This is a genomic window from Leclercia sp. Marseille-Q4284, from assembly GCF_916618945.1.
Lineage (GTDB): Bacteria > Pseudomonadota > Gammaproteobacteria > Enterobacterales > Enterobacteriaceae > Enterobacter > Enterobacter tamurae.
The window spans coordinates 592,410-608,507 of the sequence record NZ_CAKAKG010000002.1; the positions used below are offsets into that span (position 1 = coordinate 592,410).

Genomic DNA, 16,098 nt, shown 5'->3' on the forward strand with positions numbered 1-16,098 from the left:
ATTATTCCCCTTGTAGCGTCGCGATAATGGTGCGCGAACCGCCATGGATACGGTGTTCTCCCAGCCAGATCCCCTGCCAGGTGCCGAGCTGCACGCGGCCGTGATTGACCGGCAGCAGCAAAGAGACGCCCAGCAAGGAGGATTTAATGTGGGAAGGCATGTCGTCTGGCCCCTCGTCATCATGTTCCCAATGGGCATCATCGGGAACGGATTTAAGAAAATGCTGCTCCATATCGGAACGGACGGTGGGATCGCAATTCTCGTTGAGGGTGAGAGAGGCTGACGTGTGTTGCAGTAACAGATGCAGTAAACCGACCTTAATGCGGGATAGATCGCGGATCTGTCCGAGGACCTCGTCCGTCACCAGGTGAAAACCTCGGGACCTGGCGCGCAGGGTCAGGGTTTGCTGATACCACATGTGCTGCTCCGTTCTACAGGATAATCACTCTAAGTGTGCAGCAATACGACGAAAGGTAAAACCCGTAGCGGGTAAATCTGCTTAAAAAAGCGTCTTTTCTGCCCCGATCAGGTACTCAGTATTCTGAATTGACGATCACCTCTTCGCCAAACGCCCCGGCCTGCGGCAGCGGTTTCCAGGTCGAGTTAGAGGCACGCAGCACCCGAATGCCTCTGGCCCCCGCCTCGCGAGCGGCAATGATGTCGCTGTCGGCATCGCCGTAGTAAATCTTGATCTGCTTCTGCTCCATCCATGAGGCTTTGTTGTTTCTGCCTGAGCTCTCACCGGCAAAAATAACCGGGTTCATGGCCGCGGCGGGGATCAGAAAGGCGTCCTGCAAGGCTTTGGTGACGGATTCGGTTTTAGTGGCATGCCGCCCGGTAATAAACCAGATCCTGTCGCCACGCTTAACGTGCATGGCAATCAGCGCGCGGGCCACCTCTTTCGGAATGCTGAACTCATCCCAGCCGTTGTTCATCTGCTGCCAGAAATCCGGGTTTTTCAGGTAATCGTCGCTGTCCGGCGACCAGCTCTTTTTACCCCGCCAGAAGCCCGGGCTGGAGAACAGCACGGTGTCATCAATATCAAATCCTACCGACATGGGCGCACGCCCCATCAGGCTGTTTTCAATCTGGGCCACGGACACCCAGTGGATTGGGGCCTGCTCGGCCAGCCTGGCGGCATTGGTGCCGGTGTAGAGCGGTGGAGGTGATGAGGGGCGCGCCACCGCCGGGTGGCTGAGTGAGAGCAATAAGCAGACAGCGCTGAGCGCCTGTGTGATCTTGCGCATATTTTCCCCTGAATATTCAAACCGTTATTTTTATTTTGAGCGGATGGTCAAAAACCAGATTGAAAATAACCGTAGCCGCAGGGGATTGAAAGGGAATTTTTTATATAAGCCGTAATAAAAAGAGGGATATCACAAGGCGGGGTTTTACCCATTCCGGCCCCCTCGCAAAAGAAGGAGGCCGTGAGTAAGTACTTACATTACAGCGGCAAAGGCCTGCGCTACGCGCTGAACATTGCTGCTGTTCAGGCCCGCCACGCACATGCGTCCGCTGGCAATCAGGTAGACACCAAACTCATCGCGCAGGCGATCCACCTGCTGCGCGCTGAAGCCGGTGTAGCTGAACATGCCGCGCTGCTGCAGCAGGTAGTCAAAGCTGTGCCCCGGCACCGCCTCTTTCAGCACATCGACCAGCGTCTGACGCATGGAAAGGATACGGATACGCATCGCCTCCACTTCCGCCAGCCACTCGGCTTTGAGTTCGTCATCGCCCAGCACGGTCGCCACCACCTGCGCACCAAAGTTTGGTGGGCTGGAGTAGATACGACGCACGGTGGCTTTCAGCTGGCCCAGCACGCGTCCGGCGGCATCCTGGTCTTCGCAGACCACCGACAGGCCACCGACACGCTCGCCATACAGCGAGAAGATTTTGGAGAAGGAGTTGCTGACCAGCGCCGGCAGGCCTGCGCTGGCGATGGCGCGAATGGCGTAGGCGTCCTCTTCCATCCCGGCGCCAAAGCCCTGATAGGCAATGTCGAGGAATGGGATCAGGTTGCGGGCCTTCAGCACTTCAATCACCGCATCCCACTGATCGTTGGTCAGATCGGCACCGGTCGGGTTATGGCAGCACGGGTGCAGCAGCACGATGCTGCGCTCCGGCAGGGTGCTCAGTTTTTCCAGCAACGCGCCAACGCGCACGCCGTTGGTCTGATCGTCAAACCATGGGTAGGTGTTAACCGTGAAGCCCGCGCCTTCAAAGATGGCGACGTGGTTTTCCCAGGTCGGGTCGCTCACCCAGACAGCGGATTCCGGGAAATACTTGTGCAGGAAGTCGGCACCCACCTTCAGCGCGCCTGAGCCGCCCAGGGTCTGGATGGTGGCCACACGCTTTTCCACCAGCACCGGATGATCTGCGCCAAACAGCAGCGGAGCAATGGTGTGACGATAGCTGTTCAGCCCTTCCATCGGCAGATAGAGCGACGCGCCGTGCGGCGTGGCATTGAGACGTGCTTCGGCTTTGGCCACCGCCTGCAGCTGCGGAATAATGCCTGCTTCGTTGTAGTACAGACCGATACTGAGGTTAACTTTATCGCCCCGGGGATCTTCTTTGAAACGCTCCATTAAGGAGAGGATGGGGTCGCCAGCATAGGCGTCGACTTTCTGGAACACGCGATGGTTCTCCGGATAATAATGAGGCAGGGAATTCAACAATAAACCGGAAGCAGAAGAAGATCGAGAGGATGTTAAGGAAGATGGGGTGTGGGCGACAGAACCTGCTTGACTCCCTCTCCCTGGAGGGAGAGGGAAAGTCGGGATCAATCGAGGTAGTGCATCGCCACCCGCGACGTCAGCCGGGTGATAAGTTCGTAAGCACTCACTTTTGTAATTTCCGCGATCCGCTCCACGGGTAAACCTTCGCCCCACAGAGTCACCGGATCGCCCGCTTTCTCCTGCGCCTCTGGCCCGAGGTCAACGCAGATCATGTCCATCGCCACGCGTCCGACGATGGTCACTTCCCGACCGTTCACCAGCACTGGCGTACCGGAGGGGGCAGCGCGCGGGTAGCCGTCGCCATAGCCCATCGCCACCACGCCCAGACGGGTGTCACGCTCGCTGACCCAGGTACCGCCATAGCCTACCGGCTCCCCGGCTTTGTGCTCGCGCACCGCAATCAGGCTGGAGGTGAGCGACATCACCGGCTGAAAACCGAAGTCCGGCCCCCAGGGTTGGCCCTCCAGCGGCGAAACGCCGTACAGAATAATGCCCGGACGCGCCCAGTCGAAGTGGGACTGCGGCCACAGCAGAATACCGCCGGAGGCCGCGATCGAGCGCATCCCCGGCTTGCCTTCGCAGAAGGTGTTGAAGATATCGAGCTGCTGTTCGGTCGCGCCGCACTCGGGCTCGTCGGCCCGGGCGAAATGGCTGACGATATTGACCGGCTGGCGAACGTTCTGGCACTGGCTTAAGCGCTGATAAAAGGCCTCCGCCTGTTCCGGACGCACGCCCAGGCGATGCATGCCGGTGTCGAGCTTCATCCATACGGTAACGGGCTCGCAGAGCACCGCGTTCTCCAGCGCCTCGAGCTGCTCCATGTTGTGCACGGCGGTATGCAGCTGTTTTGCGGCGATGGTCGGCAGGTCGGCACCATTAAAGAAGCCTTCGAGCAGCAGGATCGGCTGGGTGATGCCCCCCTCGCGCAGGCGCAGGGCCTCTTCGAGACGGGCGACGCCAAAGGCGTCGGCATCGGGGAGCGTTCGCGCGGTCTCGATCAGACCGTGTCCGTAAGCGTTCGCTTTCACGACTGCAACCAGTTTGCTGGCGGGAGCCAGTTCACGCAGGCGTTGCAGGTTGTGTCGCAGAGCGCGGCGGTTAATGACTACAGTTGCCGCTTGCATTTGAATTCCTTAGAAATCACTCATCATCATATTGCGGTCCCGCATAGTTGTCGAAGCGTGACCATTGGCCGTTAAAGGTCAGACGCACCGTACCGATTGGGCCGTTACGCTGCTTACCAATAATAATTTCTGCGATGCCTTTCAGGTCGCTGTTCTCGTGATAGACCTCATCACGATAGATGAACATGATTAAGTCGGCATCCTGCTCGATGGAGCCCGATTCACGCAGATCGGAGTTGACCGGACGCTTGTCGGCACGCTGCTCCAGGGAGCGGTTAAGCTGCGACAGCGCCACCACCGGCACCTGCAACTCTTTCGCCAGTGCTTTCAGCGAGCGGGAGATTTCGGCAATTTCCAGAGTACGGTTGTCCGACAGCGATGGAACGCGCATCAGCTGGAGGTAGTCGATCATGATCAGGCCAATGCCGCCGTGCTCGCGGGCGATTCGGCGCGCGCGGGAGCGCACTTCCGTCGGCGTCAGGCCGGAGGAGTCATCGATATAGATGTTCCGTTTTTCCAGCAGAATACCCATGGTGCCGGAGATCCGCGCCCAGTCCTCGTCGTCCAGCTGGCCGGTACGAATGCGGGTCTGGTCCACGCGGGACAGCGACGCCAGAGAACGCATCATGATCTGGTCCGATGGCATCTCCAGACTGAAGATTAATACTGGTTTATCCTGCAACATCGCCGCGTTTTCGACGAGGTTCATCGCAAAGGTGGTTTTACCCATCGACGGACGTGCGGCGACGATGATCAGATCCGACGGCTGAAGACCGGCGGTCTTTTTATTCAGATCGTCATAGCCGGTGTTGACCCCGGTGACCCCGTCATGCGGCTGCTGGAACAGCTGTTCGATACGCGCAATGGTCGAATCGAGAACGTCGGCAATGTTCTTCGGCCCTTCGTCTTTATTGGCGCGGCTTTCGGCGATTTTAAACACCCGGGACTCGGCCAGGTCGAGCAGTTCGTCGCTGTTACGCCCCTGCGGATCAAAACCAGCTTCGGCGATCTCGTTGGCGACGGAGATCATGTCACGCACTACCGCACGTTCGCGTACGATATCAGCGTAGGCGCTGATGTTCGCCGCACTTGGCGTATTTTTCGATAACTCGGCCAGATAGGCGAAGCCGCCAACGGTCTCCAGTTGCCCCTGACGCTCCAGCGATTCCGCGAGGGTGATCAGATCGATGGGGCTGCCCGACTCCTGCAGACGCGCCATCTCAGTAAAGATATGGCGGTGCGGGCGGGTATAGAAGTCGTCGGTGACGACGCGCTCGGCAACGTCGTCCCAGCGCTCGTTATCCAGCATTAAACCGCCCAACACCGACTGTTCCGCTTCAATCGAGTGCGGCGGGACTTTTAACCCGGCTAACTGCGGATCGCGTTCACGGGGTTCAGTCTGTTTGTTGAAGGGTTTGTTTCCTGCCATAGTGAATGGAGTTACCGAGATAGAGAGTGGGTCGAAAGATTACCATATTTTCTAATTCTAATGGAGGGAGCATGGCAACGCGTATTGAATTTCATAAGCACGGCGGCCCGGAGGTTTTGCGGGCGGTGGAGTTTACGCCCGCCGCGCCAGGCGAGCAGGAAATCCAGGTCGAAAACAAAGCCATTGGCATTAACTACATTGACACTTATATCCGCGGGGGCCTCTATCCGCCTCCGGCCCTGCCAAGCGGGCTGGGTACCGAGGCGGCCGGTGTAGTGGTGAAAGTAGGCAGCGCCGTTAAGCATATAAAAGAGGGCGACCGCGTGGTGTATGCGCAATCTGCCCTTGGCGCCTACAGCTCGGTTCACAACGTCCCGGCGGATAAAGCCGCCATTCTGCCGGACGCCATCTCCTTCGAGCAGGCCGCCGCCTCCTTCCTGAAAGGGCTGACGGTCTTTTATCTGTTGCGCAAAACCTATGAGATCAAGCCTGACGAACAGTTCCTGTTCCACGCGGCCGCAGGCGGCGTCGGGCTGATTGCCTGCCAGTGGGCAAAAGCGCTGGGGGCCAAGCTGATCGGCACCGTTGGCAATGCGCAAAAGGCGCAGCGCGCGCTGCAGGCGGGTGCCTGGCAGGTAATTAACTACCGCGAAGAGAGCATCGTTGAGCGGGTGAAAGAGATCACCGGCGGTAAAAAGGTGCGCGTGGTGTATGACTCGGTGGGCAAAGATACCTGGGAAGCCTCGCTGGACTGTCTGCAGCGCCGTGGCCTGATGGTCAGCTTCGGCAACGCCTCCGGCCCGGTGACCGGCGTCAATCTGGGCATTCTTAACCAGAAAGGTTCGCTGTTTGCCACCCGTCCTTCGTTGCAGGGTTACGTCACTAATCATGACGAACTGGTCGAGGCCAGCAACGAGCTGTTCTCGTTGATTGCCAGCGGGGTGATTAAGGTGGATGTGGCAGAAGCGCAGAGGTATCCGCTGGCTGATGCGCAACGCGCGCATGAGGTGCTGGAGAGCCGGGCGACGCAGGGTTCGAGTTTACTGATCCCCTAAAAAGAAATTGGGCTTCCCGAAGGAAGCCCTTTTCTTTTCTTTTTTTAGTTCGGCTGTATGTAGGGTACAGCGCGATGAATTCTTTAACGGCGGCAATAGTGACAGATTCGATAAGTAAATCCTATTCCGTTCTAAGCAATGCTGCCGTAAAAGTTGCAAGGATGTGACGAACCACTCAATACCTTAGTAACGAAAGCGGTTATTGCGCTGATAGCGTGGGATTTTTGGCGATTTAATCGCCCGTATCGCCCACACCACCGCCACGGCCAACAGCAACCACGGCAGCAGTTTCAGCATCAGGGCAAACAGTCCGCCGATAAACATCACCACCGTGGCGACCACCAGCGCGGCAATGATCCCCAGCAGCGAGACGCCGGTTGCCATCAACATGACAAAAAATCCAATCACAAAAAGTAGTTCCAGCATGGCTCTCTCCCGAAATGCATCACAACGATACGCTAATTAATACCATTACAAGATCCGTGCCAAAATATAAATAACTGATTTAAAAGCAAAACGCCCGGCGATATTGCGCCGGGCGTGGTGAATTTGACGAAGTTTTAGTGAAAATTATCGCTTGTCTGCCACCAGACGCAGCGCCTGCTCAAGCACTTCAATATCGGCACCGGCTTTATGAGCATTTTCACTCAGGTAACGGCGCCACTGGCGCGCGCCCGGGATCCCCTGGAACAGACCCAGCATGTGGCGGGTCACGTGGCCCAGATAGGTACCGTTGCTCAGCTCGCGTTCAATGTAGGGATACATCGCCCGCACCACTGCCACCGGATCGCGATCGGCGCTGTCCACACCGAAGATCTCACGATCTACCGCCGCCAGCACGCCCGGGTTCTGGTACGCCTCGCGCCCCACCATCACGCCATCCATATGCTGTAAATGCGCTTTGGCCTCCTCAAGGGACTTGATGCCGCCGTTGATCGACATCGTCAGCTGCGGGAAATCACGCTTCAGCTGATAAACGCGGGGGTAATCCAGAGGCGGGATCTCCCGGTTCTCTTTCGGGCTCAGGCCAGAGAGCCAGGCTTTACGGGCGTGGATGATAAACATCTCGCACTCGCCCTTGCCGGCCACCGTGCCGATGAAGTCGCAGAGAAATTCGTAGCTGTCCTGATCGTCGATGCCGATACGGGTTTTGACCGTCACCGGAATGGAGACCACATCACGCATCGCTTTCACGCAGTCGGCCACCAGTTGCGCATTGCCCATCAGGCAGGCACCGAACATACCGTTCTGCACGCGATCGGAGGGGCAGCCGACGTTGAGGTTGATCTCGTCGTAGCCGCGCGCCTCTGCCAGCTTCGCGCAGTGCGCCAGCGCGGCCGGATCGCTGCCGCCGAGCTGCAACGCTACCGGATGCTCCTCTTCGCTGAAGGCGAGGTAGTCGCCCTTGCCATGAATAATCGCCCCGGTGGTCACCATCTCGGTATAGAGCAGGGTATGGCGCGACAGCAGGCGCAGGAAGTAGCGGCAGTGTCTGTCTGTCCAGTCGAGCATCGGCGCGATGGAGAAACGGTGAGCAGGATAGAGGGACGAGTTTTCTGACGACATGGCGAAGTTTTAAGCATCTGCTGAAAATGGGGCGCTACTATAGCACATATTCGCCGGAGGCAGATCGCCTCCGGATCCGGTCAGAACCGCACGCTGAATTGCGCCCCGGCACCCCAGGTTTCGTCCTCCCCGACAATGCCGGTAAGATCGAAATGCACGGAATTAAACGGGGCGAAACCGAAACCGCCGGTAAAGACGTTGCTGTCGTTGCCCTTCACGTCCCCACGAAAGCCGCCGCGCACCGCCAGCCAGCCGAGCAGGGACACCTCCGCCCCCACCCCGATATACTGCGAGTTTTCTTCGCTCCTGAAGCCCCGGGTTTCGGTCAGATCGCCATCGGCGCTGAGGGTGATAAGACCGGTATGCCAGGCCACGCCTGCCGTGACAAGGGGCCGGATTTGGTAGGTGTCCTGATAACTCACCTCTTCCCCAGTGCGCCCGTTGAGAATGCGGATATCGTTGGTATCAATGTCACGTGAGAACAGGTTCTGCCCGCTGAGGCCTACCGTCCAGTTTTCACCAAAGTCGACCGCCACGCCGACATCAATGTTAAAACTGGTGTCGTCATTGCGGTAGCGGCTGCTGTTAAAGTCGCTGCTGTCGTAGGTATAGATGGAGGTGGTGTAGTTGTAGAGCCAGGTTTGCTGCAGCTTTGGCGTCACGCCGACCGAAACAGGCAGGCCGTTGAATTCAAACTGGCGGGCCACCGCCACGCCGTAGTCAGAGACGATCGCCGCCCTGCCCAGGGCGACAGAGTTAAGGTTGCGGGTAATCACATCGCTGCCGTTTCGCGCCGCACCCAGCGCCATCTGGTTGGTCATCCCTGCATTGCCCTGCAACCTGCGCAGGAACGCAATATCCTGCGGATCGATCTCCGAACTGACGCGCGCATGGGCATTGGCCTTAGCGACAAACGCCAGCGACAGCCCCGAGCCCGGAATACTGACGGCTATTCCTGCCCCGGCGTTGCCGTGGGCGGTTTTGCCCTCGAGGAACTCCAGCTGATCGGCCAGACTGCCTGCAGCGCCCTGAAGATCGCTGAGCGTCCCCTGAGGATCGGCCAGGATCTGCGCCACGGTGAGATCGTCGATCATCTCCCGATCGGCGCGGATCTCATCGCTGATTTCATCGATTTTGTCCTGCAGATTGTCTTTATCGCTGATTTGCGCCCCGACCGAGGGAAATATAATGGCGACATCATCCTCTGCTTGCGATTTTGCCAACAGGGCCGGGTTAATCAGCACCCCGCTGCTATAATGCGCCGCCGCAACGCCCGTCCCACCCATGGCATCGCCGCGTGCTTCCGTCCAGGTATTTTCTGCTCCAGCGTGATTAGGCAAAAGAAAAGCGGTGGCAATTCCCGCCACAGAAAGTTTGAATTTAATTTTCACAGGACACCTGACTTATTGTGGGTGAATAAACCCCGGCGGCTAAATACCGCGCAGGGGCATACGTCCTTTGTGAAAAAAGTATGAGAAGCCGAATTTATCTAAACTTTAGTATTAGATTAAGTTATTGATTTCCTTATTTCTTTAATATGTATAGAACAAGAAATTACTTTTGCCCTGGTTTTCCATCATGAGGACCAAAAAATTGCGGCGGATGATCTATCCAGCGATCTTCGCGCGTGGCGGCATATACCGCATTCAGCGGATAATAAATACGGTTATATTTTTTATTCGCTTCTCCCACAACTAATAACCGTACCTCTTCACTGGTGTTATTAATAAAGGTGTGGCAGACCCCTGTCCCGGCAGGAAAACCGACGCTGTCCCCCGGCTCCAGTTTCCATAAATAACCGTTGATCCAGGCTTCGGGATAACCTTCGAGCACAAAGATGAACTCTTCTTCGTCGCTTTCGGCATGCGGGTACGAAGTACGGCGCCCGGGCGGGAGGCGCTCATGATGGATACCGAGGCGGCCCAGCCCCAATGCTCGGGCCAGCGGTGCGCCAATAGAGAAACGCTCTGTGCTGTCGGGATAGGTTGAGTTGTCAGCGCCTTCTACTTCGCGCCAGTGCCGAATACAGTCAGGTCTTTTCATCTTTTCATCCCCTGTGGTTTTTCGTCAGGGTAGCACACCCGGGGGATCTCGGCGTTTAGGCCAGAACATGGTAAACTGGCGGTTTGTTATTCCACGTTATTCGAGGTGCAAAATGGAAACGACCACAATGCAGGCACTGTTAGCGCAAGCCGAAAAGCTGTGCGCGCAACGCAATGTGCGCCTGACTCCGCAGCGCCTTGAAGTGTTGCGTCTGCTGAGCCTGCAAAACGGGGCCATCAGCGCCTACGACCTGCTCGACCTGCTGCGCGAAAGCGAGCCGCAGGCTAAACCGCCTACCGTCTATCGGGCGCTCGATTTTTTACTCGAGCAGGGTTTTGTACATAAGGTGGAATCGACCAACAGCTACGTGCTGTGCCATCTGTTCGATCAGCCGACTCACACCTCAGCGATGTTTATCTGTGACCGCTGTGGCAGCGTGAAGGAAGAAGGCGCTGAAGGGGTGGAAGATATCATGCATACCCTGGCGGCGAAGATGGGGTTTGCTCTGCGCCACAACGTGATTGAAGCGCACGGTCTGTGCCGCAACTGCGTGGAAGTGGAAGCCTGTCGCCATCAGGAAGATTGTCAGCACGATCACTCTATCCAGCTGAAGAAAAAGCCGCGCTGAGGGCAAAAAAACGGGCGACCTGAAAGGTCGCCCTGGGCGTACATCCGTGTACCTGCGGGTATAGGTTAATTACCAGCGATAGTTGTTACGGGTTTCCCAGTCACCAACTTCTTTCTCCGCCTGGTCTTTCTCATAACCATAGCGTTCCTGGATTTTACCCACCAGCTGGTCACGTTTACCTTCAATGACGGTCATATCGTCATCAGTCAGATCGCCCCACTGTTCTTTTACTTTACCTTTAAATTGCTTCCAGTTACCGCCGACTTGGTCTTTATTCATCATCGATTCCTCTTCGTTCGGTCGTTAAGGTTAAGTTCGTCCTGAAATACGTTTCGTGCTGGACGTGATAATAATTATAGATAAGCCTGCGGCGTTAGGTTTGTTATTCGGAATCTTTTACCATTTGGTCAGGCGAAGCCGCTACAGAAACCAGGTTCCGTTGCGCCAGTGCCGGTGCCAAATCCACGCCAGAGAGAGCCCACGCAGGGCCAGGAACACGCTCAGGGCCAGCCACAGACCGTGATTACCCAGCCACGGCAGGGTGAACAGCGTCAGGCCAAACCCGGCGGCCGCCACGGCCATGCTGTTGCGCATCTCTGCTCCGCGGGTTGCGCCGATAAACATGCCATCCAGCAAATAGCACCAGACGCCCACCACCGGTAACACCACCTGCCAGATAAGATAGTGGCTCGCCAGCGCGCGCAACTCGGGCAGTGAGGTCAGCAGGGCAATGATGTTGTCGCCTGCCAGGGCATAGATGAGCGCAAAGGCCAGCGCCACCAGGCCGGACTGACGGCAGGCCGCCCGCCACACTTCCCGCAGTTGACCGCTTTCCCGGGCACCATAGGCCTGCCCGGAGTGCGCTTCGACCGCATAGGCGAAGCCATCCAGGGCGTAGGCGGTAAAGGTCAGCAGGGTCATCAGCACGGCGTTGACGGCGATAATCTCCGGCCCCAGCCGCGCCCCCATTACCGTCAGCGCCCCGAAACAGAGTTGCAGCAGCAGCGAGCGCAGCATGATGTCGCGATTGAGGGCAAGCAGCTTGCGGATATTGCCCCGCCAGCTTGCCTTCAGCAACGCCAGCGAAATACCGCGCAGGGCCAGCACCCGCCAGACCATCCACAGGCCGATCGCCAGGGTGGCATATTCTGCGATAGCGGTCGCCAGGGCAGCGCCCTGCACGTTCATCTGCAGACCCATCACCAGCCAGAGATCCAGCACGATATTGAGCAGGTTACCCACCACCAGCAGGATCACCGGCGCCCGGGCATACTGAACGCCCAACAGCCAGCCGAGCAGGACCAGGTTAGCCAGCGATGCCGGGGCGCTGAGCCAGCGTATTTCAAGGAAGCGTCGCGCCTGATAGAGAACGGCCTCGCTGCCACCGACGATATGCAGGGCCAGATCGATAAGCGGCGTGCGCAACAGCACAATCAATAATCCGGCACCCAGGGCCAGGATCAGCGGCTGTACCAGCGCCCGGGCCAGACGCAGCGGATCTTTCGCACCATAGGCCTGGGCGGTAAGCCCGGTGGTGCTCATGCGCAAGAAGAGCAGCAGCATAAACAGGAAGCTGGTTGCCGTCGCGCCGATGGCGACACCGCCCAGATAGACGGGCGAATCGAGATGACCAATAACTGCCGTATCCACCAGCCCAAGCAGAGGGACGCTGATATTGGAGACGATCATGGGAAGTGCAAGACGCCACAACGCCTTGTCGGAAGCAGTCAGGAGAGACATGGGAATGTTCGCCGGAGACAGAAGAAGCAGACTGCGACAGGGCCGCAGTCTGTCAGAAAGGAGTTATAACCACTCACCGTTGCGGATGACGCCAACCGCCAGGCCTTCGATGGAGAAGTTATTTTCACGCAGGTCGACAACAATCGGGGAAAACTCACTGTTTTCCGGCAGCAGTTGCACGGTGTTGCCCTGCTTTTTCAGGCGCTTAACGGTCACTTCGTCGTCGATACGCGCCACAACCACCTGGCCGTTACGCACGTCCTGCGTTTTATGCACCGCCAGCAGATCGCCGTCGAGAATACCGATATCTTTCATCGACATGCCGCTTACGCGCAGCAGAAAATCTGCGCTCGGTTTAAACATGCCAGGATCGACCTGATAGTGGCCTTCGATGTGCTGTTGCGCCAGCAGCGGTTCACCAGCGGCGACGCGACCGACGAGCGGAAGGCCCTCTTCGGCTTCAATCAGCAGACGAATACCGCGAGACGCACCGGAGACAATCTCAAGCACACCCTTGCGCGCCAGTGCCTTAAGGTGCTCTTCAGCGGCGTTTGGAGAACGGAAGCCCAGACGCTGCGCGATTTCTGCACGCGTCGGCGGCATACCCGTCTGGCTGATATGATCCCGAATGAGATCAAACACCTCTTGCTGCCTGGTCGTTAACGCTTTCATTCCGCCCCCTGGGTGTATATACAGTTATGCTGTGAGTATATACAGCTAAAGGTGATTTTGGAACCACAAACCGCATAAAAAACCAGAGACTTGTTCGGTTTCTGAAGGCTTATCGTAAATGTCCCCAAAGCAGCGTGACCCAGGTAAACAACGCAACGATAATCGCCATCAGCACCGCGGCAGAGCCCATATCTTTCGCCCGGCCCGAGAGCTCGTGAAAATCAGTGCCAATGCGGTCGACTACCGCCTCAATCGCACTGTTCAGAATTTCGACTATCATCACCAACATCACCGAGCCAATCAGCAATACGCGGGTGATGGGATCAACATCCAGCCAGCAGGCAATAATAATCGCCACGGCGACCGCAACCCCCTCCTGGCGAAATGCGGCTTCATTGATCCAGGCAGCACGGATGCCTTTCCATGAATAACCGGCAGCTTTAATGATTCGGGTTAACCCAGTGGTATTATTGGCCATTAAAAGAAACCTTTCTTCGAAAATAGCGTCAGAAACGGTGGCTTAAGCGCTATGCGCCGCCCCCGGAAGTATGACGGGTAACAACAGAAATCTTGCGCGCTTTCTGTTATCCTTGCGCCGCAATTGCATTTTTAACCAGAGGCTTTACATCGTTTATGTCTGGCTGGCCACGAATTTACTACAAATTACTTAATTTACCATTAAGCGTCCTGGTAAAAAGCAAGTCTATCCCGGCGGTTCCCACGCTGGAATTAGGACTCGATACCTCGCGTCCTATTATGTATGTGTTGCCTTATAACTCGAAGGCCGACTTGCTGACGCTGCGCGCCCAATGCCTGGCGCACGATCTTCCCGATCCGCTGGAGCCGCTGGAGATCGACGGCACCCTGCTGCCGCGCTACATCTTTATCCACGGTGGCCCTCGTGTGTTCACCTGGTACACGCCGAAAGAAGAGTCGATCAAGCTGTTCCACGACTACCTCGATCTGCACCGCAGCAACCCGCTGCTGGACGTGCAGATGGTCCCCGTGTCGGTGATGTTTGGCCGTCGTCCGGGGCGCGATAAGGGCGAAGAGAACCCGCCGTTGCGCATGCTCAACGGGGTGCAGAAATTTTTCGCAGTCAACTGGCTGGGCCGCGACAGCTTTGTCCGTTTTTCGCCGTCAGTCTCACTGCGCCGGATGGCCGATGAGCACGGCACGGATAAGACCATCGCCCAGAAGCTGGCCCGCGTGGCGCGCATGCACTTTGCCCGTCAGCGTCTGGCTGCGGTAGGCCCACGCCTGCCCGCTCGTCAGGATCTGTTTAATAAGCTGCTGGCCTCAAAAGCCATTGCCCGCGCCGTTGAAGACGAAGCGCGCAGCAAAAAAATCTCCCATGAGAAGGCGCAACAAAACGCCATCGCCCTGATGGAAGAGATTGCGGCTAACTTCTCCTACGAGATGATCCGCCTTAGCGACCGTATCCTGAGCTTTACCTGGAACCGTCTCTATCAGGGGATTAACGTGCACAACGCCGAGCGTGTGCGCCAGCTTGCCCACGACGGCCATGAGATCGTCTATGTGCCCTGCCACCGCAGCCACATGGACTACCTGCTGCTCTCGTACGTGCTCTATCACCAGGGGCTGGTGCCGCCGCACATTGCTGCGGGGATCAACCTCAACTTCTGGCCGGCAGGCCCGATCTTCCGCCGTCTGGGTGCGTTCTTTATTCGCCGTACCTTTAAAGGCAATAAGCTCTACTCGACGGTGTTCCGTGAGTATCTGGGCGAGCTGTTCAGCCGTGGCTACTCGGTGGAATATTTCGTGGAGGGCGGCCGTTCCCGTACCGGGCGTTTGCTCGATCCGAAGACCGGCACCCTGTCGATGACCATTCAGGCGATGCTGCGTGGCGGTACGCGTCCAATCACCCTGGTGCCGATTTACATTGGTTACGAGCACGTGATGGAAGTGGGTACCTACGCCAAAGAGCTGCGCGGCGCCACCAAAGAGAAAGAGAGCCTGCTGCAGATGCTGCGTGGTCTGAGCAAGCTGCGTAACCTCGGTCAGGGGTATGTCAACTTCGGTGAACCGATGCCGCTGATGACCTACCTGAACCACCGGGTACCGGAGTGGCGCGAGTCTATCGATCCGATCGAAGCGGTACGTCCGGCCTGGCTGACGCCAACGGTGAATGCCATTGCTGCCGATCTGATGGTGCGTATTAACAACGCCGGGGCGGCTAACGCCATGAACCTGTGTTCTACCGCCCTGCTGGGCTCTCGCCAGCGCTCGCTCACCCGCGAACAGCTGCTTGAGCAGCTCGACTGCTATCTGAACCTGTTGCGCAACGTACCGTACGCGGAAGATGCCACGGTGCCGACCGCCAGCGCCAACGAGCTGCTCGAGCACGCGCTGCAGATGAACAAGTTCGAGGTCGAGAAGGACACCATCGGCGATATCATCATTCTGCCGCGCGAGCAGGCGGTACTGATGACCTACTACCGCAACAACATTGCGCATATGCTGATGCTGCCTTCGCTGATGGCGGCCATCATCACCCAACATCGCCAGATCACCCGTCAGGCGCTGCTGGAGCATGTGACTGCTCTCTACCCGATGCTGAAAGCGGAGCTGTTCCTGCGCTGGGATAACGACGAGCTGGCAGAGGTGCTGGATAAGCAGATTGAAGAGCTGACCCGCCAGGAGCTGATTTCGCAGAGAGATGACATTCTGCTGATCAATCCGTCCCGGGCACGCACGCTGCAGCTGCTGGCGGCGGGGGCACGCGAAACCGTGCAGCGCTACGCCATTACCTTCTGGCTGCTGAGCGCCAACCCGTCGATCAACCGCGGGACGCTGGAGAAAGAGAGCCGCACCCTGGCACAGCGTCTGTCGATGCTCCACGGCATCAACGCGCCGGAGTTCTTCGATAAAGCGGTGTTCAGTTCGCTGGTGTTGACGCTGCGCGACGAGGGCTATATCAGCGACAGCGGTGATGCCGAGCCGGCCGAGACGATGAAGGTGTACCAGATGTTGGCGGACCTGATTACCTCTGACGTGCGCTTAACGATTGAGAGCGCGACGCAGGGCGAGTAGTGCGTAAAAAAGCCGGGTGGCGCTCACGCTTACCCGGCCTACGATTCTGCAC

The 16,098-nt window shown here is 57.6% G+C and carries 16 protein-coding genes; 3 read left to right on the plus strand and 13 right to left on the minus strand.

Annotated elements, in window-relative coordinates; genetic code table 11:
- Position 1: 1 nt before the first annotated feature.
- The 5 genes from LG383_RS17555 to dnaB all read right to left on the minus strand — a co-directional run bounded on the left by LG383_RS17555 (position 2) and on the right by dnaB (position 5,288).
- On the minus strand, positions 2–418 hold the full coding sequence (locus LG383_RS17555; protein ID WP_106993938.1) for a secondary thiamine-phosphate synthase enzyme YjbQ: 417 nt from the start codon (positions 416–418) through the stop codon (positions 2–4).
- A gap of 115 nt (positions 419–533) precedes the next feature.
- Positions 534–1,247: an acid phosphatase AphA gene (gene aphA / locus LG383_RS17560; protein WP_225759798.1), complete on the minus strand. Its 714-nt coding sequence runs from the start codon at positions 1,245–1,247 to the stop codon at positions 534–536.
- A gap of 192 nt (positions 1,248–1,439) precedes the next feature.
- Positions 1,440–2,633 (minus strand): aromatic amino acid transaminase, encoded by a 1,194-nt coding sequence (gene tyrB / locus LG383_RS17565; RefSeq protein WP_225759799.1) that lies wholly within the window; start codon positions 2,631–2,633, stop codon positions 1,440–1,442.
- A 146-nt stretch (positions 2,634–2,779) separates the two neighbouring features.
- On the minus strand, positions 2,780–3,859 hold the full coding sequence (gene alr, locus LG383_RS17570; protein WP_106993935.1) for an alanine racemase: 1,080 nt from the start codon (positions 3,857–3,859) through the stop codon (positions 2,780–2,782).
- Positions 3,860–3,875: 16 nt separating this feature from the next.
- Entirely contained in the window at positions 3,876–5,288 is a 1,413-nt protein-coding gene (gene dnaB, locus LG383_RS17575) for a replicative DNA helicase (protein WP_106993934.1), read from the minus strand.
- A gap of 71 nt (positions 5,289–5,359) precedes the next feature.
- Between dnaB and LG383_RS17580 the strand changes: the two genes are divergently transcribed.
- The gene (locus tag LG383_RS17580) at positions 5,360–6,343 is read left to right on the plus strand and encodes a quinone oxidoreductase (RefSeq protein ID WP_225759800.1); all 984 of its coding nucleotides are present in this window, start codon (positions 5,360–5,362) and stop codon (positions 6,341–6,343) included.
- 183 nt (positions 6,344–6,526) lie between these two features.
- Here LG383_RS17580 and pspG read toward each other — a convergent pair whose 3' ends face one another.
- The 4 genes from pspG to LG383_RS17600 all read right to left on the minus strand — a co-directional run bounded on the left by pspG (position 6,527) and on the right by LG383_RS17600 (position 9,952).
- Positions 6,527–6,769 (minus strand): envelope stress response protein PspG, encoded by a 243-nt coding sequence (gene pspG / locus LG383_RS17585; RefSeq protein ID WP_106993932.1) that lies wholly within the window; start codon positions 6,767–6,769, stop codon positions 6,527–6,529.
- Between the two features lie 144 nt (positions 6,770–6,913).
- The gene (gene dusA / locus LG383_RS17590) at positions 6,914–7,909 is read right to left on the minus strand and encodes a tRNA dihydrouridine(20/20a) synthase DusA (RefSeq protein ID WP_106993931.1); all 996 of its coding nucleotides are present in this window, start codon (positions 7,907–7,909) and stop codon (positions 6,914–6,916) included.
- An 80-nt stretch (positions 7,910–7,989) separates the two neighbouring features.
- Positions 7,990–9,300, minus strand: coding sequence for a conjugal transfer protein TraF (locus LG383_RS17595; protein ID WP_225759801.1), 1,311 nt, complete (start codon positions 9,298–9,300; stop codon positions 7,990–7,992).
- 163 nt (positions 9,301–9,463) lie between these two features.
- Entirely contained in the window at positions 9,464–9,952 is a 489-nt protein-coding gene (locus LG383_RS17600) for a cupin domain-containing protein (RefSeq protein ID WP_106993929.1), read from the minus strand.
- Positions 9,953–10,064: 112 nt separating this feature from the next.
- Here LG383_RS17600 and zur point away from each other — a divergent pair, with 112 nt between their 5' ends.
- Positions 10,065–10,580 carry a zinc uptake transcriptional repressor Zur gene (gene zur / locus LG383_RS17605; RefSeq protein WP_032615974.1) on the plus strand — a complete coding sequence of 172 codons (516 nt, stop codon included), beginning with the start codon at positions 10,065–10,067 and terminating at the stop codon, positions 10,578–10,580.
- A gap of 69 nt (positions 10,581–10,649) precedes the next feature.
- Here the strand turns inward: zur and LG383_RS17610 are convergent, their stop codons facing one another.
- The 4 genes from LG383_RS17610 to LG383_RS17625 all read right to left on the minus strand — a co-directional run bounded on the left by LG383_RS17610 (position 10,650) and on the right by LG383_RS17625 (position 13,470).
- The gene (locus tag LG383_RS17610; RefSeq protein ID WP_032615972.1) at positions 10,650–10,859 is read right to left on the minus strand and encodes a CsbD family protein; all 210 of its coding nucleotides are present in this window, start codon (positions 10,857–10,859) and stop codon (positions 10,650–10,652) included.
- A 141-nt stretch (positions 10,860–11,000) separates the two neighbouring features.
- On the minus strand, positions 11,001–12,320 hold the full coding sequence (gene dinF, locus LG383_RS17615; protein WP_166181283.1) for an MATE family efflux transporter DinF: 1,320 nt from the start codon (positions 12,318–12,320) through the stop codon (positions 11,001–11,003).
- Positions 12,321–12,383: 63 nt separating this feature from the next.
- Positions 12,384–12,992 carry a transcriptional repressor LexA gene (lexA, locus tag LG383_RS17620; RefSeq protein ID WP_106993927.1) on the minus strand — a complete coding sequence of 203 codons (609 nt, stop codon included), beginning with the start codon at positions 12,990–12,992 and terminating at the stop codon, positions 12,384–12,386.
- Between the two features lie 109 nt (positions 12,993–13,101).
- Positions 13,102–13,470, minus strand: coding sequence for a diacylglycerol kinase (locus LG383_RS17625; protein WP_106993926.1), 369 nt, complete (start codon positions 13,468–13,470; stop codon positions 13,102–13,104).
- Between the two features lie 155 nt (positions 13,471–13,625).
- Here LG383_RS17625 and plsB point away from each other — a divergent pair, with 155 nt between their 5' ends.
- Positions 13,626–16,046, plus strand: coding sequence for a glycerol-3-phosphate 1-O-acyltransferase PlsB (gene plsB, locus LG383_RS17630; protein WP_166181279.1), 2,421 nt, complete (start codon positions 13,626–13,628; stop codon positions 16,044–16,046).
- The last annotated feature ends 52 nt before the right edge of the window (positions 16,047–16,098 follow it).